This window comes from Streptomyces sp. NPDC047081, assembly GCF_040643775.1.
Taxonomy (GTDB): domain Bacteria; phylum Actinomycetota; class Actinomycetes; order Streptomycetales; family Streptomycetaceae; genus Streptomyces.
Genome location: NZ_JBEYUY010000016.1, coordinates 159115 through 184727 on the forward strand (window position 1 = coordinate 159115; position 25613 = coordinate 184727).

The following is a 25613-nucleotide window of genomic DNA, read 5'->3' on the forward strand; positions in this document are numbered from 1 at the left end:
AGGGACGACAGTGGACAGTGTTGCGATACGACGCCGGATCGCGCTCGGCATGGCCGTGCTCACCACCTCCGGACTGCTCGCGCTCGCCGCGCCGGGCAGTGCGCAGGCGGCCGACTCGTACTGCCCCGGACGCAAGGTGAAGGACCTGCCGTTCTCCACCGGCAACGTGGAGGTCTACAAGGCCAACGGGTACGTCTGCGCCGTCACCTTCCCCAAGCACTCCTCGTCCACCAAGCGCTCCATGTCGGTCAGCGTCCAGGCCCGCGGCAACCGCCCGGTCGTCGACAAGGGGCGGTACAGCCACCACGCGGGACCCATCACCGTGCACGCCGGACACCGCTGCGTGCGGATCAAGGGCTCCGTGGGGTCCGGCAAGGTGAGCTCCGGCTGGATCCTCTGCTGAGCCACAGGTTTCCTACAGGTATTTCTCGAACTCCCCTTTTGCATGTGCATGTTGCCCCGCTAGCGTCCGGCGGACATCTGTACTCACAGGGGAGTGTGCATGCGCAAGGCGCTCAGATGGCTGCTGGCGTTCACCGTGTTCATAGGCACCTTGAGCACGGCCGGGGCGGCCACCGCCGCCCAGCCGGAGGCCACCGGCACCAAAGCCGCGACCGACATCAAGGATCAGCTGCTCGCGATACCCGGGATGAGCCTGATCGAGGAGAAGCCGTACACCGGTTACCGCTTCTTCGTCCTCGACTACACCCAGCCGGTCGACCACCGGCACCCGTCCAAGGGCACCTTCCAGCAGCGGATCACCGTGCTGCACAAGGACGTCAGCCGCCCGACGGTCTTCTACACCGGCGGCTACAACGTCTCCACCAACCCGAGCCGCCGTGAGCCGACCCAGATCGTGGACGGCAACCAGGTTTCCATGGAGTACCGCTTCTTCACGCCGTCCCGGCCCGACCCGGCCGACTGGTCCAAGCTGGACATCTGGCAGGCCGCCGGCGACCAGCACCGCATCTTCAAGGCGCTGAAGAAGATCTACACCAAGAACTGGATCTCCACGGGCGGCTCCAAGGGCGGCATGACCGCCACCTACTACGAGCGCTTCTACCCGAAGGACATGGACGGGGTCGTCGCCTACGTCGCCCCGAACGACGTCGTCAACGACGAGGACTCCGCCTACGACCGCTTCTTCACCAAGGTCGGCACCAAGGAGTGCCGCGACCGGCTGGACGCGGTGCAGCGCGAGGCGCTCGTGCGCCGGGAGCCGCTGGAGAAGAAGTACGCGGCCTACGCGGCGGAGAACGGCTTCACCTTCGACACCATCGGCAGCCTCGACCGCGCCTACGAGGCCGTCGTCCTCGACTACGTCTGGGGCTTCTGGCAGTACAGCCTGCTCGCCGACTGCGCCACCATCCCGGCGGACGCGAAGACCGCGAGCGACGACGACATCTGGAACTCCGTCGACACGATCTCCGGTTTCTCCTTCTACACCGACCAGGGCCTGGAGCCGTACACGCCGTACTACTACCAGGCGGGCACCCAGCTCGGCGCGCCCACCATCCACTTCCCGTACATCGAGAAGAAGTACATCCGGTACGGCTACCAGCCGCCGCGGAACTTCGTGCCGCGGTCGATCCCGATGAAGTTCCAGCCGTACGCGATGCGCGACGTCGACACGTGGGTGAAGCACAACGCCCACCACATGCTCTTCGTGTACGGCCAGAACGACCCGTGGGGCGCGGAGCGCTTCAGCGTCGGGAAGGGCTCGAAGGACGCGTACGTCTTCACCGCGCCCGGCCTGAACCACGGCGCGAACGTCGCCGGCCTGGTCGCCGACCAGAAGGCGCTCGCCACGGCCCGCATCCTCGAGTGGGCGGGCCTGTCGTCCTCCGCCGTGGCCCAGGCGAAGCCGCTCGCGAAGTACGACACGAAGCTGGACGTCCGTGACGTGGAGCGCGAGCCCGCTCTGCGGCCGTAACCTCCTTGCTGCGCCCGGCCGTTGACCGAATCGGGTCACACCGGCCGGGCGCAGCCCACCGGCTCATCGCCCTTCAGTCGTACGTACAGCGCGGTCCCCGTCGGGCACAGCGACCGCTTGGCCACCGCCTTCACCACCTTGTACTGCGGCTTCCGCTTCCCGCTGCCGTCGCACGCGGTCTCGCGGACCTGGCCGTTGCCGGAGCCGTAGACGCAGTCGCCGACGATCGTGCGCGGGCCGCCTCCGCCGCCCGGGTCGCCGGGGTGCGGTGGCTCCAGGTTGCGCATACAGGCGTAGCCCTGCGGCACCGTGCCGTCGCCGTCCTCGTCGGAGGACGGGTTCTGCTCGCTGATGTGCAGCACGAAGTCCGTGGTCGCCGGGCACAGCGGACCCTTGGCCACCTGGCCGTCGTAGCGCGCGATCACCCGCGCCGCCGCCCGCTCGCTGGTGCAGGGCACCTCGGTGAAGCTCGTCGTACCGAACGAACTGCACTCGTCGACCGCGAGGAACACGGCCCCGTAGCCCGAGGACTGTGTCGAGGTGGCTGCGGGCGTCGAGGTGGGCTCGTCGTCCTTCTCCGCCGCCGACGAGAAGGCCTGGCAGCCGGTCAGCAGGACGGCGACCAGTACCAGCAGTGCGCAGACCACCCCCGCGGAACATCTCTCACGCATCGCAATCCCCCCGGGCACCTCCCCAGATGACCCGCATCCAGCGTGACCCGCCACAGCGGGCGCACGCCAGACGCGCGGGATGCTTTGAGCACTTTGGGGGTCGTACGCCCGTTGTGTGGCGTACGACCCCTACGTCACCTCTAGTACGACAGCCCGTAACCGATGGGGTACAGCACCTGGGCCGGGTCGTCGGCCCGCTGCACCGGCACCGGCAGCTTCCCGCGCGGCGCCACCTTCCCGGCGATCACGCGCGCGGCGGCGCGCAGCTCGACGTCGGTCCAGGAGTATGACGCCAAGTGGGCCGGGACGGAAGGGAGTTGTGCCACGTCGTACGGGTTGCGGACGGCGACCGCGATCACCGGCTTGCCGGTCGCCACCAGCTGCTCGGCGAGCGTCTTCTGGGAGCTGCCCGCGGTGACGTTGTAGGTCCCGATGACGACCGCGTCCGCGTCCTGGGCCGCCGCGACGGCCTTGGCGATGGTGGCGGCGGACGGGGCCGTGCCGGTGCTCAACGCCGTCGCGGTGAAGCCGAGTTCGGTGAGCGCGGTCGCGAGGACGCCCGTCGGCGGGCCGGTCGTGCCGGACGGGGAGGCCGGATCGGCGCCCACGACCAGCACCTTCTTCTGCGTCCGCCGGGACAGCGGCAGCACCTTCCCCTTGTTGACCAGCAGAGTCGTGGTCCGCTCGGCGATCCGGTCGGCGGCGGCGAGGTGCGCGTCCGCGCCGACCACGCGGTCGACGCCCGCCCGGCTGACGTACGGCTTCTCGAAGAGACCGAGCCGCGCCTTCAGCCGCAGGATCCGCAGGATCGACTCGTCGAGCCGCGCCTCGGTCAACTCCCCACCCTGTACGGCCTTCAGGACGGCGTTCCAGGCGGTGGCGAGGTCGGGCGGGTTGAGGAGCTGGTCGACGCCGGCCTTGAGGGCGAGCACGGGCACGCGGTCGTCGCCGTACTTGGTCCGTACGCCCTCCATGCCCAGGGAGTCGGTCACCACGACCCCGTCGTAACCGAGTTCGCCGCGCAGGATGCCGGTGAGGATCGGGTGGGAGAGGGTGGCCGGGTCGCCGGAGTCGTCCAGGGCCGGGAACTGGATGTGAGCGGTCATGATCGAGCCGATCCCGGCCTTGATCGCGGCCCGGAAGGGGACCGCGTCCAGCTTCTCCCACACCTCGCGGGTGTGGGTGATGACCGGGAAGCCGTAGTGGCTGTCGACGGCCGTGTCGCCGTGCCCCGGGAAGTGCTTGGCGGTGGCGGCGACGGAGGAGCGCTGGTAGCCGGCGACCTCGGCGGCGACCAGGGCGGCCACCGCGTCCGGGTCGGCGCCGAAGGAGCGGACGCCGATGACCGGGTTGGCCGGGTTGATGTTCACGTCCGCGTCGGGGGAGTAGTCCTGGTTGATCCCGATCGCGCGCAGCTCGGCGCCCGAGATACGGCCGAGGGTGCGGGCGTCGGTGCGGGAGCCGCCGGCGCCCATCGCCATGGCGCCCGGGAAGAGGGTGGCGGGCTTGCCGACGCGGCACACTATCCCGTGCTCCTGGTCGGTGGTGACGAGCAGCGGCAGCCCGCGCGGCTGGGTGAGCGAGGCGCGCTGAACGCCGTTGGACAGGTCGGCGATCTGGTGCGGGTTCTCGGTGTTGTGCGCCCAGGTGAAGTAGATGATGCCGCCCACGCGGTACTTCGCGATCAGCTCGGCCGCCGTGCGGACGCCGATCTCCTTCAGATTGGCGTCGACGTCGGCCTGGGCGGGGTCGGTGGCGGAGTCGCCGTACACCCGCATGACGAAGAGCTGGCCGACCTTCTCCTCCAGGGTCATCCGGGAGATGAGCGAGCGGAGCTTCTTGTCGTCGGGGGTGCCGGCGGCGTCGGCGCCGGTGCTGCCGACGGCCAGAGCGGCGGTGACGCCTGCGCCGGCGGCGAGGACGGTACGTCTGGTGGGCACGTGCGCTCCTCCCGGAGTGATCCGGAGTGATCCTGAGTGATCCGCTGAAGGAAACTTCCGTCGGGGAAGCAATATCCGGGAAGTTTCTGCCAGTCAAGGGAGCGCGCACGCACCGGCGTGGCCGAAGAGGGGCCGCCATCGGCGCTGTTGGAGGGGGGCGCGCCGATGGCGGCTGTGCTGCCGGCCGCAGTACGGCGGAGAGGGTAGGTCAGCGATCGCAGCCAGCAGCGAGGGCCGACACCGCACGGCGGAGACTCATCCGGCAGCTTGCGGGTTGGACGAACCGTACGGGGGGAGGGTTCCCGCGTTCCCGGCGAATCCCGGAAGTCGGTGCCGGAGGGGTCAACGGGACGGCTGTGCCGCGACCTTCGGCCACTGCTCCTGCAAGGTGCGTACGGCCTCTGCGATTGCCGGACGACGGGCGGCTCCTTTGCGCCACAAGGCGTACAGCCGCCGTACCGGGGTCGGGTCGAGCCGTACTTCGGCCACCCCGTCCGGCAGCGGCCCCCGCCCGAGCCGGGGCACCAGGCACACGCCGAGCCCGCCCGCGACCAGCGCCACGAGAGTCGGGTTCTCGTCGGCCTGGTGCACGATCTCCGGCTCGTGCCCGGCGGCGCGCATCGTCCGCACCAGCCAGTCGTGGCAGACCCGCCCCGGCGGCTGGCACACCCACCGCTGCCCGCCCAGCTCCTCCCGCCGCACCGACTCCCGCCCGGCGAAGGCGTGCCCGGCGGGTACGAGCAGGGTGCTGTGGTCGTCGCCGATCTCCGCCTGCCCGACACCGGCCGGCACGGACAGCGGAGCCACGTCCCAGTCGTGCACGACGGCCAGGTCGACGGCCCCCTTGGCGACGAGATCCACGGACAGATGCGGGTCGACCTCGGTGAGCCGGGCGTCGAGGGCGGGGTGCCGTACGGCCAGATCGGCGAGCACGGCGGGCATCAGCCCGCGCGCGGCGGACGCGAACGCGGCGACGCTCAACCGCCCCGAGGGCACTCCGCGCCGCTCCTCCATCTCGATCTCGGCCCGCTCGACGATGGCCAGCAACTCCTTCGCGGTGTCGACGAGTTGATGGGCCTCCGGGGTGAGCCGGACCCCGCGTCCCTCCCGCTCAAGCAGCACGGTCCGGGTCTCCCGCTCCAGCTTGGCGATCTGCTGCGACACGGCGGAGGGCGTGTACCCGAGCGCGGCGGCGGCCGCCCCGACGGTGCCGTGGACGGAGACGGCGTGCAGGGCGCGGAGACGCTGGAGATCAAGCACGGAAGCTCCTGACCGATCGGCGCTGCTTCATCCGAGGGGGACTGCGAGCGGTCCATCCCGTGGACGTGACGGCATCGCGGCCCGTGCCCGTCCGATCATGAGGGTATGCCCGTTGTCGCCATCCCCGGTTCCAAGTCCATCACCGCCCGCGCCCTCTTCCTGGCCGCCGCGGCCGACGGTGTCACCACCCTTGTACGCCCGCTCCGCTCGGACGACACGGAGGGCTTCGCCGAAGGCCTGCTACGGCTCGGCTATCGCGTCGGCCGCACGCCGGACGCGTGGCAGGTGGACGGCCGCCCGGCGGGCCCGGCGCTCCCGGAGGCGGACGTGTACTGCCGGGACGGCGCGACGACGGCCCGTTTCCTGCCGACGCTGGCGGCGACGGGCCGGGGCACGTACCGCTTCGACGCGTCGCCGCAGATGCGGAGGCGACCGCTGCTGCCCCTGACCCGGGCCCTGCGCGACCTGGGCGTGGACCTGCGGCACGAGGAGGCGGAGGGCCACCATCCGCTCACGGTCCGGGCGGCCGGGGTGGAGGGCGGGGAGGTGGTCCTGGACGCGGGCCAGTCCTCGCAGTACCTGACGGCGTTGCTGCTGCTGGGCCCGCTGACGCGGAAGGGACTGCGGATCCGGGTCACGGACCTGGTCTCCGTCCCGTACGTGGAGATCACGATCGCGATGATGCGGGCGTTCGGGGTGGAGGTGGAGCGGGAGGGGGATGTTTTCGTGGTCCCGCCCGGCGGCTACCGCGCGACGACGTACGCGATCGAGCCGGACGCCTCCACCGCGAGCTACTTCTTCGCGGCGGCCGCGGTGACGCCGGGTGCGGAGGTGACGGTGCCCGGGCTCGGGGAGGGGGCGTTGCAGGGCGACCTGGGCTTCGTGGACGTGCTGCGGAGGATGGGCGCGGAGGTGACGGTGGGCGCGGAGGCGACGACGGTACGGGGCACGGGTCCGCTGCGCGGGCTGACCGTCAATATGCGGGACATCTCGGACACGATGCCGACGCTGGCGGCGATCGCTCCGTTCGCTTCCGGCCCCGTCCGGATCGAGGACGTGGCGAACACGCGGGTCAAGGAGTGCGACCGGCTGGAGGCGTGCGCGGAGAACCTGCGGCGGCTGGGGGCGGAGGTGGAGACCGGGCCGGACTGGATCGAGATCCGTCCGGGGGTACGGGCGCCGGGCGGGGCGGAGATCAAGTCGTACGGGGATCACCGGGTCGTGATGGCGTTCGCGGTGGCGGGGTTGCGGGTGCCGGGGGTTTCGTTCGACGACCCGGGGTGTGTCCGGAAGACTTTCCCCGGCTTCCATGAGGCGTTCGCGGAGTTGAGGAGTGGGCTGGGGGGATGACTTCCGGCCCGAGTGACGGGGAAGACTCAGCCGTGGTGGACGGAGTCTGATCCCAAGGGCGGCGGGGTGGGGGACGGATGTCGGGGAACGCGGTACTGCTGGTGCTGGCCGCCGCCTTCGGAGCGTGGGCTGTGGTGGAGGCGGTCTGGTACGCGACGAGATTCACCCCGGCCCCGGTGGCGTACTCCGCCGACTCCCGTGTCGTGCGGGTCGACGTACCCCTGCCCGACACGGATCAGGAGCACGGTCTGCCGGTGGCCGTTGCCCTCCAGGACCCCTCCACCGGGCAGGAGTTGACGCTGCGAACGGCCGACGGGAAGAACGGCGCGCTGTACACCGCCTGGGAGGGCATGCCGGTCTGGGTGCGTTTCTCCTCGGGAGAACCCTCCGCGTTCCGCGTGCAGAACCGGCCGCTCGGCCGGGGCCAGGAACTGTCCCGCGCCTACTGGGCCGCGGTGCTCTGCGCGGCCGTCCTGCTCGTGCGTTTCACGACCGTCCAGCACCACAGTTACGGCTGGGCCTGGGCCGGGTTCGGCTACGGCCTGACCCTGCTCCTCGCATACGGCTGCGTCGGAGCCGTCCGGCGGCGAAGGCGTCGCCGGGCTCTGCTCGAAGGCGCGCCGACCGTGCCCGCCGAGGTCGTCTCCCTCATGCGCGAAGCGCATCACAACGAGGAGGACGTCACGTACACCTACACCGCGGTCGTCAGCTTCACCACGCACGAGGGTCTGACGGTCATCGGCACCGGCCCCTCCGGCCTGACCAACCAGGACGACATCCCCGTCGGCACCCGGCTGCACGTCCGCTACAGCCCCGCGGACCCCGCGACCATCGACTTCGCCCCGCCGTACTATTCCGATCCCTACCGCGCACTGACCGGATGGATCGTCACGACGATCGTCCTGGGAGCGCTCGTCACACTGTTCGTCGTTCACGCTCTCCTCTGAGCCGATGCGAGTCGATGAGAAAGGTGCCACGTGGGTTTCGGATTGCAAGGGCCGTTGCTGGAAGGCGAGTTGGTGCGGCTGGAGCCGCTGGAGCGGCGGCATGGGGCCGACCTGGCGGTGGCGGCGGAGGAGAACCGGGGCACGTACGAGTTCACGTGGGTGCCGAGGGCGGAGGAGGTCGGCGAGTACGTCGCCGCGCAGCTCGCCCGCGCGGCAACGGGGAGGCTCGCGCCGTACGCCCAGGTGTCGGTCGCGACGGGGCGGGCGGTGGGGGCGACGTCGTACTGGGAGCCGCGGTGTTGGCGGGCCGAGGATCGCCTGGACGCCGTCGAGGTCGGCTTCACCTGGCTGGGGGCGTCCGCCCAGGGCACGGGCATCAACGCCGAGGCCAAGCTGCTCCTGTTCCGGCACGCCTTCGAGGTGTGGGGCGTCTCCCGGGTGGACCTCAAGACCGACGCCCGCAACGAACGCTCCCGCGCGGCCATCCAGAGCGTCGGCGCGCGCTTCGAGGGCGTGCTGAGGAACTGGTCGCGGTCCTGGGCGCCGGGGGAGGACGGGCAGTTGCGTGACTCGGCGATCTTCTCGATCACGGCGGAGGAGTGGCCGGGGTGCCGGGGGCGGTTGGAGGAGCGGGTGGAACGGTTCGTGGGGCGGGCCCGGTCACTCGTGGAGGTCGGCGAGGAAGGCTGACCAGGTGGTGGGGGAGACGGTGAGGTGGGGGGCGGTTGGGGTCTTGGAGTCGCGGATGTGGACGGTGGACGCGGAGGTGGTGGCGACCTCGACGCAGTCACCTCCGGTGTTGTCGCTGTGGCTGCTCTTGCGCCAGGTGAGGGCGACTTCGAGGCAATCGCCGCCGCCGCTGTCGCTGTAGCTGCTCTTGAACCACGTCAGGTCGGTCATAGCTCACCTGCCAACTGCCGGATCAGGGCGATGGATTCCTCCGGACGGAGGGCCTGCTGACTGATCTTCGCATAGCGCCGGAAGAGTAGACCGACCTCGTCCGGCTTGGAGACCAGGAGGCTCTTGCCCAGGGACTCCGCATAGGCCAGCGTGGTCTGTTCGGGGGTTTCGATCAGCTTCATGGGTCCACGGAGGCCGGCGTGGCCGCCGCGGCTCATCGGGATCACCTGCACCGCCAGGTTGGGGCGCTGTGCCTGCTCGATGATGTGCTCGTACTGGGCACGCATCACCTCGGCGCCGCCGATCTGCTGCCGCAGGGCCGCCTCTTCCAGGACGACGTTGACGACGCACACCGGCTTCCGGTCGAACAGCGCCCGTCGGTCCATGCGGGCCAGCGTCAACTGCTCGATCTCGTCCGGCTCCAGGGGCGGGAAGTCGCACGCCAGCAGTGCCCGGGTGTACGCCTCGGTTTGCAGCAGCCCCTCGATCACCTGGGCGCTGTACGACGAAACGCTCAGCGCCTCCTGCTCCAGCTGCACAAACCCCTGGAAGTACTCCGGATACCGCTCCAGCCTCAGGTACTTCTTCGCGGCCGCGACCACCCCCTTCGCATCCAGCGCCTTCTCCGCCGCGTCGATGAACTCGTCCGTCGCGGGCTTGGTGCATGTCTCGACCGCGCTCACGGCCGCCCCCGAGTAGGACATCACGTCGCCCAGCTCGGTCTGAGACAGCTCCGCAGCCATGCGCAGCAGACGCAGAACCTCCGCGAAGTACTGCGCCGCAGGCGACGAGGCGTTCTTCTTCGGCTGCCCCATCGCAACCTCCCCCTCAACTCACCTCAACGCCATTCAACGCACCCCCAACGTCACTCGCCGTACCCGATCGTCGAGGCGCGATCTCTATCGAAGTTAGCCACCAGGACCGACAGTCGTAACGTGAACACGGAAAGTCACCCCCACTCCCGCCCCCACACCTGGCGCCGCTCCTTCATGCCGGTCGTCGAGAACATCCCCGAGGCCCGCCACGGCGCCCAACTCGTGCTCGCCTCCTGGGACGTACCCGACGACGTCTCCGACACGGTCGCCCTGATCCTCACGGAGCTCGCCACCAACGCCGTCCGGCACGCCCGCCGCCCCGGCCGTACTCTCACCGTCGTCCTCGCCCTCGCCCACGACGGCCGTAAGACCATCGAGGTCGAGGTCTACGACGGATCGCCGCACCACCCCGTCCTGAACGGCTACGACCCCGCCGCCACTTCAGGCCGCGGCCTGCTCCTCGTGGACGCGCTGTGCGAGGAATGGGGCGTCCGGGCACGGGAGTTCGGGAAGTCCGTCTGGGCGCGGGTCATCAGCTGATCCCGTACCGCCGCGAGCACCGCGTCTCCCTCCGCGCCCGCCCGTACGGCCGCGAAGACGTTACGGGACGGCGGCGAACCCTCCATCGGCACCACGGCCACCCGGCGCCCCGCGTACAACTCCCGTACCAGCCGCGGAACGAGAGCCACCCCGGCCCCCGCCTCCACCAGCGCGGCCAACGCCGACCAGTCGTTCACCGCGTGCCGTACATCCGGCGTGAATCCCGCCGCCGCGCACACCGAACGCGCCACCGCCCCGCAACAGCTCTCCGCCGCCCCCACGATCCACGCGTCCCGCGCCAACTCCCGCAGCGCCACCGGCCCTTGGCCCGCCAGCCGGTGATCGGCCGGTACCACCAGGTCCAGTACGTCGGTGAACAGGTCGACCCGCTCGTACCGCCCGTCCGTGTGCGGCGGCGCCGCGGCGAAGTCCACCGCCACCGCCACGTCCACCTGGCCGGCGTCGAGCGCGGTGAACAGGTCCGGGGGTTCCGCCTCCAGCACGTCCACCCGCACCTTCGGGAGCCGCTCGGCGAGGCCCCGCAGTACGCCCGGCAGCAGGCCCAGGATGCCGCTGGAGAAGCAGCCGATCGTCACCGAGCCGCGCCCGCCGCCCTCCCCGTACGCCGCCAAGTCGGCGCGGGCCCGCTCCAGTTGGGCCGCGACGACCTCGGCATGGGCCAGCAGTACGCGGGCCTGGCCCGTGAGCCGTACGCCCCGGCCGTCCTTCTCCGTCAGCGGTACGCCCGTCTCGCGGGCCAGCGCGGCGATCTGCTGGGAGACCGCGGAGGGGGTCAGGTGCAGGGCCTCGGCGGTGCGGGCGAGGCTGCCGCGGCGCTCCAGCTCGCGCAGGACGGTCAGGCGGCGCAGGTCGACCGTGAAGGATTCGCTTACCTGTTCCACCATAAAAGATTAACTGGACCGGGGGCGGGCCGGTCGGAAACCATCGGAGCCATGACCTTCCTCATCCTCCACGGCTATCAGAACCACCGGCCCAAGGAGCACTGGCAGCACTGGCTCGCCGACCGGCTGGCGGAGCTCGGCCACCACGTCGTCTACCCCCAGCTGCCCGACCCCGACGACCCGAGCCTGGAGGTCTGGCTCGGCGAACTCGACCGGTACCTGGGCGAACTGCGCGGCCCCGAGCGGGTCGTGATCGCGCACAGCGCCTCCGCCCTGCTGTGGCTGCACGCCGTCGCGCGCGGGTCGGTCGAGGCGGGGGCCGTGGACCGGGTGCTGCTGGTCGGCCCGCCGTCCCCGTCGATCCTCGCCCCGCTCCCCGAGGTCGTCGAATTCACCCCGCCCGCCCTCGACTTCACCTTCCCCACGCCCACCCGGCTGGTCGCCGGGGACGACGACCCGTACTGCCCGGAGGGTGCGCGCGTCGTCTACGGCGATCCGCTCGGCATCCCCACCGACCTCCTCCCGGGCGCCGGACACCTCGACCTGGACGCCGGTTACGGCTCCTGGCCGTCCGTACTGGATTGGTGTCTCGACCCGGCCGCCGAGCTCACGGTCCGTCCAACCGGCCTGCCCCGCCCCGCAGTTCAGGAGTCGTGACACTCACGGCGGCGACCGCGAGCACGCACATCAGGCCACCGGAGATCAGCGCGGTCGTGCCCGAGGTCCAGCCCGCCAGGAGGCCGCCGCGGACGTTGCCGAGGCTGGGGCCCGCCTGCCCGACGATCGCCTCGGCCGCGGTGACCCGGCCGAGCAGGGCGTCCGGGGTACGGGTCTGGACGATCGTGGAGCGGGAGACGACGGAGGTGGCGTCGGCCGCACCGGCAAGGACCAGGAGGGCCAGGCCGCTCCAGGGATTGGTGGCGAGGCCGAAGAGGACGAGCGCCACGCCCCACGTACCCGCCCCGCAGAGCATCACCAGACCCGGGCGGCCGAGGCGGGTCACCGGCCCGGACAGGGCCGTGGCGGTGATGCCGCCGAGGGCCATCGCGGAGAGGAACAGGCCCAGGGTGCGCGGGTCGTCGCCGAAGCGTTCCGCGTTGACCAAGGGGTAGAGGCTGACCGGGAAGGAGAGGACCGTCGCGGCCAGGTCCGTGATCAGCGCGCCGCGCACCACCCGGTGGCCGGCCAGGAAGCGCAGGCCGTCCAGGACGCCGCGCAGGCCCGCCCGCGACGGCTCGCCCTGCGGCGGCAGCGCGGGCAGGCCGAAGGCGCCGTAGAAGGCGAGACCGAAGCTGGCCGCGTCCAGCAGGTAGCAGACGCCGATGCCGTAACGGGCGAGCAGGACGCCGGCCAGCGCCGGCCCGAGGAACATCATCGCCTGGGCGGCGACGTGATTGAGGGCGAGCCCCGCGCCGACCTGGTCCTTCGGCAGCAGCCGCGGCACGAAGACACCGGCGGCGGGGGCACCGAGCGCGCCGAAGGCGGACTGCACGGCCACGAGACCGAGCACGGCGCCCACCGGAACATGCCCGGTGAACCCCTGCACGGCGAGCAACACGGAGCAGGCGGCCTGCCCGACGGTGGCGGCGAGAAAGACCCGCCGCCGATCGGCCCGGTCCACCCAGGCCCCCGCGAACAGCCCGAACCCCACCAACGGCAGGGCCTGCGCCAGCCCCACGGCCCCGGTCCACGCCGTACTCCGCGTCATGTCCCACACCTGGTACATGACGGTCACCATGGTCATGAACCCACCGAGCACCGACACGGTCCGCCCGACGAGCAACCGCCGAAACACCGGCGAACCACGCAGAGGCCGAACGTCGAGAAACGTACGGCTGAGACTCATGAGGGCGATGGGCACACAGACATGGCCGGGACGCTATATGGATGGGTCGGCGCCGGGCGACTGATTTAGCGAGGGGTACTGCGACGCCGCTCAGGGGCGCGGGGAACTGCGCGACCAGCCCCCACGGAGCCGCAGACAACCGACGACGTCACCTACGCACAGTCATTCAGCAACCGCCCCAAATGCTCCCTCCCGGCGGCCAGTTGACCCGCAAGCGGCGCAGCCTCCTCGTACCACCGCTTCTCGTACTCCCAGCACAACCACCCGTCCCACCCGTGCCGAGAAAGCACATCCACCACGTCGGTGAGCGGCAGCACCCCCGCCCCAAGCCCCAGCGGCGTCTTCTCCTCCGCGGAGGAGATGTCCTTGACCTGGACATAGCCGAGGAACGGAGAGAGCGCGGCGAACGACTCCGAGGGCTGCTCGCCGCCGAGCCACGTGTGCATGACGTCCCAGAGCGCCCCGACATGCCGGTGCCCGACCCGGCCGAGCACACGGATCGCGTCCGCACCGGTGCGATGCGAGTCATGGGTCTCGAGAAGGATGCGTACGCCGAGGTCGGCGGCATACTCCGCGGCCGTGCCCAGCCGCCGCGCGGCCGTCGCGTCGGCACGCTCACGGCTCTGCTCGTGGCCGCCGCCCGGGAAGACGCGGATGTAGGGCGCGCCGAGGTCGCGGGCGAGGTCGAGCAGCTCGCGCATCTCGTCGATCACCGGGCCGTCGTCGCCGGGCGCGGCCACCCGGGCGTACCCGGCGAGGCCCAGCACCTCGATGCCGCCGGCCTTGAACTCGGCGGCCACGTCGGCCCGTTCGGTGAGGCCGATGCCGGGGTGGACCGGCTCCTCCGGGTGCGCGCGCAGCTCGACGCCGTGGTAGCCGTTGGTGGCCGCGAGCCGGACCACGTCCGGGATGGGCAGGCCGGGGACGCCGAGGGTGGAGAACGCCAGTCTCATGACCCCACTGTCACTCGGGTGCCCCGTGCAGGTCCAGTCGCCAGTCCTGCCCGTTCAGGTCCTTCCCGAAGGACCGGTGGGGCTTCTCGGCGACCAGGACGAAGCCGTGGCGCTGGTAGATGCGGCGGGCGGAGCTGAGGACGTCGTTGGTCCACAGGACCAGGTCGCGGTAGCCGACGTCACGGGCGAAGCCGATGACCGCCCGCACCAGCCGGTCGCCGATGCCGAGCCCGCGCGCCTCCGGCTCGACCAGCAGCAGCCGCAGCCGCGCGGTGGCGGGCGCGTCGTCCCGTACGCACATCACGCACCCCACCGGCCGCCCGTCCAGCTCGGCGATCCACACCCGCTCCAGATGCGGGTCGTGGTCCTCGGCGAAGTCGGCGACGATCCGGGCGACGAGCCCCTCGTAGTCGGCGTTCCAGCCGTACTCGGCGGCGTACAGCGCGGCGTTGCGGGACACGATCCACCCCAGGTCGCCGGGGCCGGGCTCGCGCAGGACGACGTCCTCGCGGCGCGGCGGACGGCCGTCGGAGAGCAGCTCGCGGACCGTCGACATCGCCTCGGCCAGGCGGGGGCGCTCGGCGGACGGGACGGTGGCGAGCAGCGCGCCGACGGACTCGTTGGCCCGCTCGGCGAGCAGCGCGGCGGTCTCGCGGCCGTGGGCGGTGAGCGTGATGCGGGTGCGGCGCGGGTCCCGGCGGGAGGGGGTGCGCTCGATCAGGCCGTCCTTCTCGAACTTGTTCAGGATCCGGCTCAGGTAACCGGCGTCCAGGGAGAGTTCGGTGCGCAGATCGGCCGCGTCCGTACGGGGGGAGTGCGCGAGTTCGTACAGCACGCGGGACTCGGTGAGGGTGTACGGGGCGTAGAGCTGGCGGCTGTAGTCGAGGGCGCCGATGACGTTTGTGTAGAAACGGTTGAAGGCGCGGACGTCCTGGACGGTCATGCTCATCGACCCCCGGATAGTTGACTCAGTCAGAGATATCGATGGGTCGACTGTAGGACGCCCGCGCCCTGGGCGCCAGCCCTTTCCGGGGCTAGCCCTCGGAGGCGGCGGGCCGGTAGACGCTCACCTGCACGCCGGTCTTGCCGACGACGGTCGACACCAGCTCGAAGCCCCGCTTCACCCCGTCGCCCGGGAAGATGGACTTCCCGCCGCCGAGGATCACGGGCATGTGGATGAGCTGAAGCTCGTCGACGAGCCCTTCCTGGATGAGCGTCCGCACGAGGGTGGGGCTGCCCATCATGGCCAGGTCCCCGCCCGGGGCGCCCCGCAGCTCGCGGATCCGCGCGACGGCGTCCGCCCCCGGAATCCGCTCGGTGTTGTGCCAGGTCAGCTCGTCGTCACGGAGGCTGTCGGAGACGACGTACTTCTTCATCGAATTGAGCCGATCCGCGAACGGATCCCCGGCCCGCTCGGGCCACGCCCCCGCCATGGTCAGGTAGGTCCGCCGCCCGTACAGCAGCGCCTCGGCGTTCTCGAGCCCGGCCGCGAAGGCCCCGCCCACGACCTCGGGATCGAAGTACGGATGCGACCACCCGCCATGCGCGAACCCCCCGTCGGTGTCCTCCTCCGGCCCACCGGGCGCCTGCACGACCCCATCGAGACTGATGAACTCACTGACGACGATCCGCATGAAACCGACTCCCTCGTTGCGCGTGCGATGTTTGGACGTGCGACCGCTTGAACAGCGTTACGGCAATCAGACCGGGCCGCGACGCGGAAGTCATCGGTCGGGGGAGGACAGGCCGGTGAAGCAGACGGTTGCCTACGACGAACACGCCGACTGGTACAACGACCACATGTCCGCGGACGGCGCCTCGGCCTACGTCCAGCGGGTGCACCGCACCCTGGCCGACCTGCTCGGACCCGGCACCGGCACCTGTCTGGACGTCTGCTGCGGCACGGGCGCCCATGCCCGCCCGCTCGCCGGACTGGGCTGGACTCCGGTCGGCGTGGACCTCTCCCGCAACCAGCTCCGCCATGCCGCGACCCGTCTGCCCGTCGCGGTGGCGGACGCCGGGGCCCTCCCGCTCGCCGACGGCTGCGTACCGGCCGCGGTGTGCGTCCTGGCGAGCACGGACGTGCCCGACTACGCGGCCGTACTGCGGGAGATCGGGCGGGTGCTCGCCCCCGGCGGACGGTTCGTCCACCTCGGGGTGCACCCGTGCTTCGTCGGAGCGTTCGCCGACCGCAGCGAGGCGTCGAGGGTCGTGCTGGACGGCCGGTACGCCGACCGTTCCCGCAGCTTCGACGGGAATCCCGCGGGGGTACGGGTCAGGGTCGGCGCCTGGCACACCCCGCTGGCCGACCTCCTGAACGCCGCCACCGGGCAGGGGCTGCGACTCGTACGCACCGCGGAGGCGGGGGAGGGTGCGCTTCCCGAGCTGTTCGCATTCGCCGCGGTGAAGGGGTGAAGGGGTGAAAGGGTGAAGGGGTGAAGGACGGTGTGGCGGTGCGGGGAGGCGCGGCGGTGCGGGAAGGTGCGGCGCGGTAGCAGCCGGCGCGGAGCAGGAGAACGGGGCGCGGAGTAGGAGAACCGGGCGCGCAGCAGGAGAACGGGCCGTGGAAAAACTCCGTGCGCCGCCGATCACCCGCCCTCCACACTGACCCGATGACCGACCTCGACGCCAAAGCCGACCTCGTCCGCTACCTCCAGGACGCCCGCGACTGCCTCCTCCAGAAGCTCGACGGGGTCTCGGAGTACGACATCCGGCGGCCCATGACGCCGACCGGCACCAACCTCCTCGGCCTGGTCAAGCACCTCACCGGCGCGGAGGCGGTCTACTTCGGCGAGACCTTCGGGCGGCCCTTCGACGGGGGCCCGCTGCTCTGGGTCACGGGCGCCGCCGAACCCAACACCGACCTGTGGGCGACCCCCGACGAGACGCGCGAGCACATCGTCGGCGAGTACCGGCGCTCATGGGCCCACTCGGACGGGACGATCGCCGCGCTGCCGCTGGACGCGATCGGCCGCGTCCCCTGGCCCCCGCACCTCGAACTCACCCTCCACCGCATCCTCGTCCACATGATCGGCGAGACCCACCGCCACACCGGCCAGGCCGACATCGTGCGCGAACTCGTCGACGGGGCGGTGGGTTTGCGCGGCCCGAACGACAACCTGCCGTCCGGGGACGCGGATTGGTGGGCCGAGCACCGGGATCGGGTGGAGCGGGCGGCGCGGAAAGCGGCCGAGAGCTGGCCCGGCGCCTGATGCGCCGTTGTCACTGCGAGCACGTTGTCACTGTGAGCCGGTGGCCACCAGGGCCGCGGTGATGGGTTCCAGCTCGGTGATCAGCTCGTCGAGTTCGGCGGGGGACAGGGCCTCGTAGGGCGCGATGGCGAGTTCGTCGGTGAGGGTTTCGATGCGTTGCTTGGTCGCGCGGCCGGCGTCGGTGAAGTGGCCGTCGGTGTCGACGAGTCCGCGTGCGCGCAGGCCGTCCATGACCGAGGCCAGGCGCTTCTTCGGCAGGTGATGGATGCGTCCGAACGACTCCGCGGGATGGATGCCCTGGTCGAGGGCGGAGAGTACGTGGGCCTCCGTGCCGCCGATGCGTGCGCCGACGAGCGCGGCGATGTGCCCGTCGCCCCGGTGCTCGCGCAGCATCGTCGCGGAGTGCCACAGCCGGGCGACCGGGTCGGCCGGCACGGGCAGCGTGCGCATGCCGGCGTACATCACCCGGCCCTCGGTGGGGGCGCTGATCGCGGCCTTGGTGGTCAGGTCGGCGGCGCGCACGAGACCCGGGGAGCCGGCCAGCTCCTCGCCCAGGATGCGCCGCAGGGAGGCCGCGCTGCCCCGCTCCCGCGCGGCGACGGAGGCCTCCGGCGGGATCGTCTCCCAGGCGCTGGGGATGTGCCGGGCGGCTTCCCCGTCGGCGAAGTTGTAGAAGGCCGCGTGCACGACGTGGGCCGGCACCCGTCCCAGAGGTGCGGCGCGGCTGGCGAAGTAGCCGTCCCAGTAGGTGCGGTGGCCGAGCGCGGCCAGTTCCTCGTTGCACTCCTCGGCCATGAAGGTGACCAGGCAGACCGGCTCCAAGAGCTCGAACATGCGCCGGGCGATATGAGTCGTCGGTTGCAGGCGCGTCGTACCCATCAGCTTCTCCCTCGGTTGGGTGTGCCGACTTGGACCGCCCGGCACACCGAAACTCATCGGGCACCAGCCGACGACCGGCACTAGCCCCGAGGCACCCCCGACGACCCCCGCACCATCAACTCCCCCCGAACCGTGGCGATACCCCCCGGCGGCGGCTCCTCCCGCCCCATCGCGATCCGCCCGGCCCGCGCCCCCGCCTCCGCCAGCGGCAGCCGCACCGTCGTCAGCGCCGGCACCGCGTCCACGCTGAACGGCAGGTCGTCGAACCCGGCGACCGAGACGTCCTCCGGGATCCGCAGCCCCGACTCCCGCAGCGCCGCGCAAGCCCCCAGCGCCACCGAGTCGTTCGCCGCCACCACGGCCGTGAGGGACGGGTCCCGGCGGAGCAGCTCCAGCGTCGCCTCGTACCCGGCCTGACGGTCGTACCGGCCCCACACCGTCCAGCGCGGATCCTCCTCGATCCCGGCCGCCGCGAGGGCCGCGCGATGCCCCTCCAGCCGGTGCCGGGTCGTGGTCCGCTCCTCGGGGCCCGCGATGTAGCCGAGGCGCCGGTGGCCGAGCCCGATCAGGTGCTCGGTCAGCCGCTGCCCGCCGCCGCGGTTGTCGAAGGTGAGCGCGATCGCACCGGTCTCCGGCGCCGGCGGCCGCCCGCACAGCACCACCCGCGTCCCCGCCTCCGCCAGCTTCCGCAGCTTCGACGCGACGGCCGCCGCGTGCGGCTCGTTCTCCACGGCCCCACCGGTCAGTACGACGGCCGCCGCCCGCTGCCGCTGCAACAGGGTCAGATACGTCAGCTCGCGCTCCGGCGAGCCTCCCGTGTTGCAGGTCACCGCCAGCCGTTCGCCGCCGGCCCGGCCGCCAGGCCCCCCGATCTCCGACTGGATCGCACTCGCCATGATCCCGAAGAAGGGGTCCGCGATGTCGTTGACGAGGATGCCCACCAGGTCCGACGTGGCCGCGGCCAGCGCGCTCGCGGGGCCGTTCAGTACGTAGTCCAGCTCGTCGACCGCCTTCAGCACCCGCTCACGGGTGGAGGCTGCCACGGGATAGTTCCCGTTCAGCACGCGCGACACCGTCGCGGGCGAGACCTGCGCGCGGGCCGCCACGTCCGCCAGGGTCACCGTCATCTCGTCGTCCTCCGGTCGCGCATCACTTTGTCGTTGGCAGGGCATCCTCGCGGAGGCGTCCCAAGGAGCAGACCATACGGCCACAGCCCCCGATTGTTCGCCCCCTCGAACAACTCAACCCCGTCACAGCCTTGTACAGACCACCGCTCAGAGGCTAGCTTCTTCTTGGATAGAAAGCGCTTGCTGCATGGGTGGCTAGGGCGAACGAAGGGAAAGCAAGTGACACGCAAGACGGTGCGTATCGCCATGAACGGCGTGACCGGACGCATGGGCTACCGCCAGCATCTGGTCCGCTCCATCCTGGCCATCCGTGAACAGGGCGGCCTCGACCTCGGCGACGGCACCGTGCTGTGGCCCGAGCCGATCCTGGTCGGCCGCCGCGAGCACGCTCTGAAGGCGCTCGCCGAACAGCACGGCCTCGAGTACTGGGCGACGGACGTGGACGAGGTCCTCGCCGACCCGAGCGTCGACATCTACTTCGACGCCCAGGTGACCTCGGCCCGCGAGGAGGCGATCAAGAAGGCGATCGCCGCGGGCAAGCACATCTACACCGAGAAGCCCACGGCCACCGGCCTGGAGGGCGCCCTGGAGCTGGCGCGGCTCGCTCATGAGAAGGGCATCAAGCACGGCGTCGTCCAGGACAAGCTCTTCCTCCCCGGCCTGCTCAAGCTCAAGCGCCTGATCGACGGCGGCTTCTTCGGGCGGATCCTGTCCATCCGCGGCGAGTTCGGCTACTGGGTCTTCGAGGGCGACTGGCAGACCGCCCAGCGCCCGTCCTGGAACTACCGCGCCGAGGACGGCGGCGGCATCGTCGTCGACATGTTCCCGCACTGGGAGTACGTCCTGCACGAGCTGTTCGGCCGCGTGAAGTCCGTCCAGGCCCTCACCGCCACCCACATCCCGCAGCGCTGGGACGAGAACGACAAGCCCTACGACGCCACCGCCGACGACGCCGCCTACGGCATCTTCGAGCTGGACGGCGGCGCGATCGCCCAGATCAACTCCAGCTGGGCCGTGCGCGTCAACCGCGACGAGCTCGTGGAGTTCCAGGTCGACGGCACGGAGGGCTCGGCGGTCGCCGGGCTCCGCAACTGCCGTGTCCAGCACCGGTCGTCGACCCCCAAGCCGGTCTGGAACCCCGACATCCCGGCCACCTACTCCTTCCGCGACCAGTGGCAGGAGGTCCCCGACAACGCCGACTTCGACAACGGCTTCAAGGCCCAGTGGGAGCTGTTCCTGCGGCACGTCTACGCCGACGCCCCCTACCACTGGGACCTCCTGGCCGGCGCCCGCGGCGTCCAGCTCGCCGAACTGGGCCTGAAGTCCTCGGCCGAGGGCGTCCGCCTCGACGTACCGGAGATCGCGCTGTGACCATCCAACTCCCGGACCCCACAGGCGGATTGCGGACGTACGAGCCCCGCTCCGAACCCCTCGCGGTCACTCCCGGCACCCCCTTCACCTCTCGTACGGTCTTCTCGGCGGCGCATGTCGTCGCGGACCCGTTCGCGGACGTGTCGCCCGACTCGCCCGCCGCCGTCGACTGGGACGCCACCCTCGCCTTCCGCCGCCACCTGTGGTCCCACGGGCTCGGCGTCGCGGAGGCGATGGACACCGCCCAGCGCGGGATGGGCCTGGACTGGGCGGGCGCGGCCGAGCTGATCCGGCGGTCCGCCGCCGAGGCGCGCGCCGTGGGCGGCCGTATCGCCTGCGGCGTCGGCACCGACCAGCTGGCGGCCGGTTCTCTCGTGGAGGTCCGGGCGGCGTACGAGGAGCAGCTCGCGCTGGTCGAGGAAGCGGGCGCGCAGGCGATCCTCATGGCCTCCCGCGCGCTCGCCGCCGCGGCCTCCGGCCCCGAGGACTACCTGGAGGTCTACGGCCATCTGCTGCGCCAGGCCGCCGAGCCGGTGATCCTGCACTGGCTGGGCCCGATGTTCGACCCCGCGCTGGAGGGCTACTGGGGCTCGTCCGACCTGGACGCGGCCACCGACACCTTCCTGGAGGTCATCGCCGCCCACCCCGACAAGGTCGACGGCATCAAGGTCTCCCTCCTCGACGCCCAGCGCGAGATCGACCTGCGCCGCCGCCTGCCGCAGGGCGTGCGCTGCTACACCGGCGACGACTTCAACTACCCCGAGCTGATCGCGGGCGACGACCAGGGCTTCAGCCACGCCCTGCTCGGCATCTTCGACCCGCTGGGCCCGCTGGCCGCGGAGGCGGTACGGGTGCTGGACACGGGCAACACGGCAGGTTTCCGGGGGCTGTTGGACCCCACGGTCGAGCTGTCCCGCCACCTCTTCCAGACCCCGACCCGCTTCTACAAGACGGGCGTGGTCTTCCTCGCCTGGCTGGCCGGCCACCAGTCGCACTTCACCATGGTCGGCGGCCTCCAGTCGGCCCGCTCCCTCCCGCACTTCGCCCGCGCCTACGAACTCGCCGACGGACTGGGCCTGTTCCCGGACCCGAAGCTGGCCGAGGAGCGGATGAAGAACCTGCTCGCCCTGTACGGAGTGACCCAGTGACCGGTATCGGAGACCTCTCCCGCTTCTCCATCAACCAGATGACGGTGAAGCAGCTGTCGATGCCCGAACTGGTCGACGCCTGCCTTGAGTTGGGCGTCCCGGGCGTGGGCCTGTGGCGCGAACCCGTCCAGGCGTACGGCGTGGAGGCGACCGCCAAGCTGGTCCGCGACGCGGGCCTGGCGGTGACCACCCTGTGCCGGGGCGGCTTCTTCACGGCGATCGACCCGGCCGAGCGGGCGGCGGCCGTCGCCGACAACCGCCGCGCGATCGACGAGGCGGCGACGCTGGGCACGCAGGTGCTGGTCCTGGTCTCCGGGGGCCTGCCCGCCGGCTCCAAGGACCTGCACGGCGCGCGGGAGCGCATCGCCGACGCGCTCGCGGAGCTGGGCCCGTACGCGGAGGAGCACGGGGTGAAGCTGGCCATCGAGCCGCTCCACCCGATGTACGCCTCCGACCGCTGCGTGGTCTCCACCCTCACCCAGGCCCTCGACCTGGCGGAACGCTTCCCCGCCCACCAGGTCGGCGTCACCGTGGACACGTACCACATCTGGTGGGACGACAACGCGCCCGCGCAGATCGCCCGGGCCGGCGCGGGCGGCCGTATCCACACCTTCCAACTCGCCGACTGGACCACCCCGTTGCCCGAGGGCGTGCTCAACGGCCGCGGCCAGATCGGCGACGGCTCGATCGACATGCGGGAGTGGAAGGGCTACGTGGAGGCGGCCGGCTACACCGGCCCCATCGAGGTCGAACTCTTCAACGACGCCCTGTGGGCCCGCGACGGCCACGAGGTCCTCGCGGAGACGGCCCACCGCTTCGTGGAGCACGCCGGATAGCCCGGCTCCACCACACTCCTCCGCCCCGCACCGAACCTGACCGGTGCGGGGCGGGGCCATGTCCGGACCTCCGGCCCCGAATTGTGAGGACACCTTCACACAGGTCGTGCTAATCAGCGCAGTTCAAGGCGTATTCGTGCATCCGAATTCCTGTGATTGTGCTGTCAATTCAATTTTTTCTAAGCACAGGGAACCGACTCTGACCTGCGTGTGTCTATAGGATCAGGCTCGCCGCAGGGGCCAGGCAAAAGGCTTGGAAAATGCGGTGGAATTGCCATCCCTATTCATGCACGAGGAGTTTTCTGTGAACGTACGTATTGCGGCTGTCGCCGTTCTCTCCGCCGCCGCGGTCGCGACCGGGGCCACCGCCGCCGTCGCCGCGCCGGCGCCCGCGCCGTCCATCACCCTCAAGGCGAGCAAGACCGGCATCAAGCTGGGCGACGTCGTCACCTTCACCGGCAAGACGGCCGGCCTCGACGACGGCAGCAAGGTGACCCTCCAGGTCAAGGACGGCAAGAAGTGGGTGGCCCTGCCGGTGACCACCAAGGTCAAGAAGAGCGCCTACAAGCTCACCGACAAGTTCAAGAAGAAGGGCGTCGAGGTCCTGCGCGTCAAGGACGGCGCCACGGTCTCCAAGACGGTGACGATCACCGTCAAGTGACGGCGACGACCGCTCGCTGACACCCCGTGAACCCTGCCCCACCCCGTCCGATCCGGGGTGGGGCAGGCTCGTAGATTGTCCTGCACATTCGCTGGACCTGCCCAGAGGCGTATGCAGAATGTGATCTCGTGGATCACGTGAGCCTCGGAGCCGTCGCCGCCCTTTACCGCTACCCCGTGAAGTCCATGCTCGGCGAGCGGCTCGGCGCCGTCGAGGTCACCGACCGCGGCCCGACCGGCGACCGCGGGTACGCGCTGCTGGACTCGGAGACCGGCAAGGTGGTGAGCGCCAAGTCCCCGCGCCTGTGGCGGCAGTTGCTCACCTGCACGGCGACGCTCACCCCGGCGGGCCCGCGCGTCACGGCCCCGGACGGCACCGAACTCCCGGACGCCGACTCCCTCTCCGCCCTCCTCGGCCGCAAGGTCGTCCTCACCGACGTACCCCCGCCGGACGGCGAGCTGGACCGCTCCCGCCCCGACGAGGTCCTGGCCGCGGGCCCGGACGCCCAAGTCGCCGCGGACATCGTCCGTTTCGGCTCGGCGTCCCCGCCCGGCACCTTCTTCGACTTCGCGCCGGTGCACCTGATCACGACGTCCACGCTGGCACGGATCGCCGAGCTCAGCCCCGCCGGTACGGCGGAAGCGGCCCGCTACCGCCCCAACCTGCTCATCGACACGGGCGGGGCCGACGGGGACGGGAACGGCTTCGTGGAACACGCCTGGGTGGGCCAAGAGCTGCGCATCGGCGAGGAGCTGACCCTGCGCGTCATCGCCTCGACCCCGCGCTGCGCCGTCCCCACGCTGGCCCACGGCCACCTCCCCCGCGACCCGGACGCCCTGCGCGTCCTGGCCCGCCACAACCGGGTACCGGCCCTTCCGGGGCGGGCGGCGGAGCCGTGCGCGGGGGTGTACGCGCAGGTGGTGCGGGGTGGGTGGGTGCGGGAGGGCGACGCCGTACGGAGCTGACCACCCGGGGGTTCTTGACGGCGTGAACCCGCCGTCAACCGCCCCGTACCGCCCGGCGGAGCGCCTCCGCGCCCAGTTCGAGGGTGGCCTCGCGGGTGGCCGAGGCGAGCAGGTCGGTGTGGATGGGACCGCCGGCGGCGAGGTGGCGGTCGTACGGCAGGACGACGACGCTGACGCCCGTCTCCTTCAGGTGCGCGCGGGCCGCCTTCACGTCCAGGGTCATGTCGGGGGAGTGCGCGGTGAGGGCGACGACGGTCGTGGACAGGGCGGAGTGCGGCAACTGGCCGAGCCAGTCGAGGACTTGCCGGGTCCCGCCGACGCCCTCGGCGGTCGTGGGGGCGACCACGACACGGGCGTGCGCGGTGTCCATCGCGGTACGGGCGACCTCGCCGGGCAGGGTCTCGCAGTCGACGACGGTGACGGCGAAGTACCGGCGCAGGGCCAGCGTCACGGTCCGGTACGTCCGTACGTCGAGGGGTGCGCCGACCCGGCCCTGGCTGGCGGGCAGCAGCCATCCGCCGTTGGACACGGGCACCAAGTAGCCGATGACGTCGGTGAGTTGCATGGCCGGGGTGAGTATCCGGGCGAGGTCGGCACAGGACCAGCGGACCGACTCGGCGCCCATCCGCACGGGCAGCGTGCCGAGCGCGGCGTCGGCCTCCAGGGTGAGTACCGGGTCGTGCCGGTAGTGGTTGAAGGTACGGCCGAGCAGCGCGGCGACGGTCGACTTGCCGACGCCCCCGCGGATGGAGGTGACGGCGACGACCCGCCCGGTGGCCACGGGTTGCTGCAACTCCCGCGCGACACGGGTCTGTTCGGCCACGTCCTGAGAGACGGAGGAGGTGAGCCGACGGAGAGTACGACCGGTGCGGTGGGCGAGGGAGTCGCCGTGGTGGGGCCGCCCGAGGGCGACGGCCAGCCGGGGGTCGAGGGTGGGGACGGATTCGGGGGAGGGGAGGGAGGGGGGTGGGGGTGAGGTTCGGGGGGTGGGGGATGAGGGGATGTGGGTGCGGGGAGTGGGGGAGGGAGCGGGAGTTGGGGCGGGGTGCGGGGGAGCGGGGGGTGCCGGAGTCGGGTGTGCGGACGCGAGGGGTGCCGGGGCGGGGACTGGGTGCGCGGAAGCGAGGGGTGCTGGGGCGGGTGCCGGGTGCGCGGGGACGATGGGCGACGGCGGCAGGAGCGGGTAGCCCATGTCGGCTGCGGCTGCGGCTGCGGTGGGCGGCGCGGGGTGCGAGGTGGGCGGGACGGCGGGCGGGAGAGGTGCGCGCACGGTGTCGGGACCGGTCTGCTCAGCGGCCCCTGGCATGGGCGGGAGCGGCGCACGCCCGGCGACGGCCCCGTCCTGTTCCGCGACCGC

General features: G+C 71.4%; 27 protein-coding genes. 14 read left to right on the forward strand and 13 right to left on the reverse strand.

The genetic code is table 11. The features are described from left to right. Positions 1-10 precede the first annotated feature (10 nt). A complete protein-coding gene (locus ABZ848_RS28580; RefSeq protein WP_360836470.1) occupies positions 11-403 on the forward strand; it encodes a hypothetical protein in 393 nt (130 codons plus the stop codon). 99 nt (positions 404-502) lie between these two features. Beyond that, entirely contained in the window at positions 503-1933 is a 1431-nt protein-coding gene (locus ABZ848_RS28585; RefSeq protein WP_360836472.1) for a S28 family serine protease, read from the forward strand. Between the two features lie 35 nt (positions 1934-1968). Here ABZ848_RS28585 and ABZ848_RS28590 read toward each other — a convergent pair whose 3' ends face one another. The 3 genes from ABZ848_RS28590 to ABZ848_RS28600 all read right to left on the reverse strand — a co-directional run bounded on the left by ABZ848_RS28590 (position 1969) and on the right by ABZ848_RS28600 (position 5804). Next, on the reverse strand, positions 1969-2604 hold the full coding sequence (locus ABZ848_RS28590) for a hypothetical protein (RefSeq protein WP_360836474.1): 636 nt from the start codon (positions 2602-2604) through the stop codon (positions 1969-1971). Between the two features lie 140 nt (positions 2605-2744). Continuing rightward, positions 2745-4544 (reverse strand): glycoside hydrolase family 3 protein, encoded by a 1800-nt coding sequence (locus ABZ848_RS28595; RefSeq protein WP_360836475.1) that lies wholly within the window; start codon positions 4542-4544, stop codon positions 2745-2747. Between the two features lie 342 nt (positions 4545-4886). Beyond that, positions 4887-5804, reverse strand: coding sequence for a LysR family transcriptional regulator (locus ABZ848_RS28600; protein ID WP_360836477.1), 918 nt, complete (start codon positions 5802-5804; stop codon positions 4887-4889). Between the two features lie 105 nt (positions 5805-5909). Here ABZ848_RS28600 and aroA point away from each other — a divergent pair, with 105 nt between their 5' ends. From aroA to ABZ848_RS28615, 3 genes are all read left to right on the forward strand, one after another. Continuing rightward, positions 5910-7154 (forward strand): 3-phosphoshikimate 1-carboxyvinyltransferase, encoded by a 1245-nt coding sequence (aroA, locus tag ABZ848_RS28605; RefSeq protein WP_360836479.1) that lies wholly within the window; start codon positions 5910-5912, stop codon positions 7152-7154. A 77-nt stretch (positions 7155-7231) separates the two neighbouring features. Further along, on the forward strand, positions 7232-8101 hold the full coding sequence (locus tag ABZ848_RS28610) for a DUF3592 domain-containing protein (protein ID WP_360836481.1): 870 nt from the start codon (positions 7232-7234) through the stop codon (positions 8099-8101). A 30-nt stretch (positions 8102-8131) separates the two neighbouring features. Next, positions 8132-8791, forward strand: a complete 660-nt coding sequence (locus ABZ848_RS28615; protein ID WP_360836482.1) for a GNAT family protein — start codon at positions 8132-8134, stop codon at positions 8789-8791. Here ABZ848_RS28615 and ABZ848_RS28620 read toward each other — a convergent pair. Both ABZ848_RS28620 and ABZ848_RS28625 read right to left on the reverse strand, forming a co-directional pair. Then, a complete protein-coding gene (locus ABZ848_RS28620) occupies positions 8762-9001 on the reverse strand; it encodes a DUF397 domain-containing protein (protein WP_360836484.1) in 240 nt (79 codons plus the stop codon). The two genes, ABZ848_RS28615 and ABZ848_RS28620, sit on opposite strands and share 30 nt — an antisense overlap. After that, positions 8998-9816 carry a helix-turn-helix transcriptional regulator gene (locus ABZ848_RS28625; protein ID WP_360836486.1) on the reverse strand — a complete coding sequence of 273 codons (819 nt, stop codon included), beginning with the start codon at positions 9814-9816 and terminating at the stop codon, positions 8998-9000. Before ABZ848_RS28625 ends, ABZ848_RS28620 begins: the two co-directional genes overlap by 4 nt. 120 nt (positions 9817-9936) lie before the next feature. On the opposite strand from ABZ848_RS28625, the gene ABZ848_RS28630 reads away from it, so the two are divergent. Beyond that, positions 9937-10356, forward strand: coding sequence for an ATP-binding protein (locus ABZ848_RS28630; RefSeq protein ID WP_360836487.1), 420 nt, complete (start codon positions 9937-9939; stop codon positions 10354-10356). Here ABZ848_RS28630 and ABZ848_RS28635 read toward each other — a convergent pair. Continuing rightward, complete coding sequence (locus ABZ848_RS28635) at positions 10239-11261, reverse strand: LysR family transcriptional regulator (protein ID WP_360836489.1); 1023 nt, start codon at positions 11259-11261, stop codon at positions 10239-10241. The two genes, ABZ848_RS28630 and ABZ848_RS28635, sit on opposite strands and share 118 nt — an antisense overlap. 48 nt (positions 11262-11309) lie before the next feature. Between ABZ848_RS28635 and ABZ848_RS28640 the strand changes: the two genes are divergently transcribed. Beyond that, positions 11310-11915, forward strand: a complete 606-nt coding sequence (locus ABZ848_RS28640; RefSeq protein ID WP_360836490.1) for an alpha/beta hydrolase — start codon at positions 11310-11312, stop codon at positions 11913-11915. On the opposite strand, the gene ABZ848_RS28645 is transcribed toward ABZ848_RS28640, so the two are convergent. The 4 genes from ABZ848_RS28645 to ABZ848_RS28660 all read right to left on the reverse strand — a co-directional run bounded on the left by ABZ848_RS28645 (position 11866) and on the right by ABZ848_RS28660 (position 15691). Then, positions 11866-13104 (reverse strand): MFS transporter, encoded by a 1239-nt coding sequence (locus ABZ848_RS28645; protein WP_360836492.1) that lies wholly within the window; start codon positions 13102-13104, stop codon positions 11866-11868. The genes ABZ848_RS28640 and ABZ848_RS28645 overlap by 50 nt on opposite strands. Before the next feature lie 152 nt (positions 13105-13256). Further along, positions 13257-14057 carry a sugar phosphate isomerase/epimerase family protein gene (locus tag ABZ848_RS28650; protein ID WP_360836494.1) on the reverse strand — a complete coding sequence of 267 codons (801 nt, stop codon included), beginning with the start codon at positions 14055-14057 and terminating at the stop codon, positions 13257-13259. Positions 14058-14067: 10 nt separating this feature from the next. Beyond that, entirely contained in the window at positions 14068-15000 is a 933-nt protein-coding gene (locus ABZ848_RS28655; protein WP_360836590.1) for a bifunctional helix-turn-helix transcriptional regulator/GNAT family N-acetyltransferase, read from the reverse strand. Positions 15001-15091: 91 nt separating this feature from the next. Next, positions 15092-15691 carry a dihydrofolate reductase family protein gene (locus ABZ848_RS28660; RefSeq protein ID WP_360836495.1) on the reverse strand — a complete coding sequence of 200 codons (600 nt, stop codon included), beginning with the start codon at positions 15689-15691 and terminating at the stop codon, positions 15092-15094. Positions 15692-15806: 115 nt separating this feature from the next. Between ABZ848_RS28660 and ABZ848_RS28665 the strand changes: the two genes are divergently transcribed. Together ABZ848_RS28665 and ABZ848_RS28670 are read left to right on the forward strand one after the other, a co-directional pair. After that, on the forward strand, positions 15807-16472 hold the full coding sequence (locus tag ABZ848_RS28665; protein ID WP_360836497.1) for a class I SAM-dependent methyltransferase: 666 nt from the start codon (positions 15807-15809) through the stop codon (positions 16470-16472). Between the two features lie 197 nt (positions 16473-16669). Beyond that, positions 16670-17269, forward strand: a complete 600-nt coding sequence (locus ABZ848_RS28670) for a DinB family protein (protein ID WP_360836499.1) — start codon at positions 16670-16672, stop codon at positions 17267-17269. A gap of 27 nt (positions 17270-17296) precedes the next feature. On the opposite strand, the gene ABZ848_RS28675 is transcribed toward ABZ848_RS28670, so the two are convergent. Together ABZ848_RS28675 and ABZ848_RS28680 are read right to left on the reverse strand one after the other, a co-directional pair. Beyond that, positions 17297-18148, reverse strand: a complete 852-nt coding sequence (locus tag ABZ848_RS28675) for a MarR family transcriptional regulator (RefSeq protein ID WP_360836500.1) — start codon at positions 18146-18148, stop codon at positions 17297-17299. An 80-nt stretch (positions 18149-18228) separates the two neighbouring features. Further along, positions 18229-19275: a LacI family DNA-binding transcriptional regulator gene (locus ABZ848_RS28680; protein ID WP_360836501.1), complete on the reverse strand. Its 1047-nt coding sequence runs from the start codon at positions 19273-19275 to the stop codon at positions 18229-18231. Between the two features lie 219 nt (positions 19276-19494). Here ABZ848_RS28680 and ABZ848_RS28685 point away from each other — a divergent pair, with 219 nt between their 5' ends. The 5 genes from ABZ848_RS28685 to ABZ848_RS28705 all read left to right on the forward strand — a co-directional run bounded on the left by ABZ848_RS28685 (position 19495) and on the right by ABZ848_RS28705 (position 24256). Continuing rightward, positions 19495-20646: a Gfo/Idh/MocA family oxidoreductase gene (locus tag ABZ848_RS28685; protein ID WP_360836502.1), complete on the forward strand. Its 1152-nt coding sequence runs from the start codon at positions 19495-19497 to the stop codon at positions 20644-20646. Beyond that, the gene (locus ABZ848_RS28690) at positions 20643-21794 is read left to right on the forward strand and encodes a dihydrodipicolinate synthase family protein (protein ID WP_360836503.1); all 1152 of its coding nucleotides are present in this window, start codon (positions 20643-20645) and stop codon (positions 21792-21794) included. The genes ABZ848_RS28685 and ABZ848_RS28690 overlap by 4 nt, the downstream gene beginning before the upstream one ends. A 5-nt stretch (positions 21795-21799) precedes the next feature. Beyond that, a complete protein-coding gene (locus tag ABZ848_RS28695; RefSeq protein ID WP_360836592.1) occupies positions 21800-22630 on the forward strand; it encodes a sugar phosphate isomerase/epimerase family protein in 831 nt (276 codons plus the stop codon). Positions 22631-22934: 304 nt separating this feature from the next. Next, positions 22935-23291 (forward strand): hypothetical protein, encoded by a 357-nt coding sequence (locus ABZ848_RS28700; protein ID WP_360836505.1) that lies wholly within the window; start codon positions 22935-22937, stop codon positions 23289-23291. Positions 23292-23428: 137 nt separating this feature from the next. Next, positions 23429-24256: an MOSC N-terminal beta barrel domain-containing protein gene (locus tag ABZ848_RS28705; protein ID WP_360836506.1), complete on the forward strand. Its 828-nt coding sequence runs from the start codon at positions 23429-23431 to the stop codon at positions 24254-24256. A 34-nt stretch (positions 24257-24290) separates the two neighbouring features. Here ABZ848_RS28705 and ABZ848_RS28710 read toward each other — a convergent pair whose 3' ends face one another. Further along, positions 24291-25079, reverse strand: a complete 789-nt coding sequence (locus ABZ848_RS28710) for a type VII secretion protein (protein ID WP_360836508.1) — start codon at positions 25077-25079, stop codon at positions 24291-24293. Positions 25080-25613: the final 534 nt, after the last annotated feature.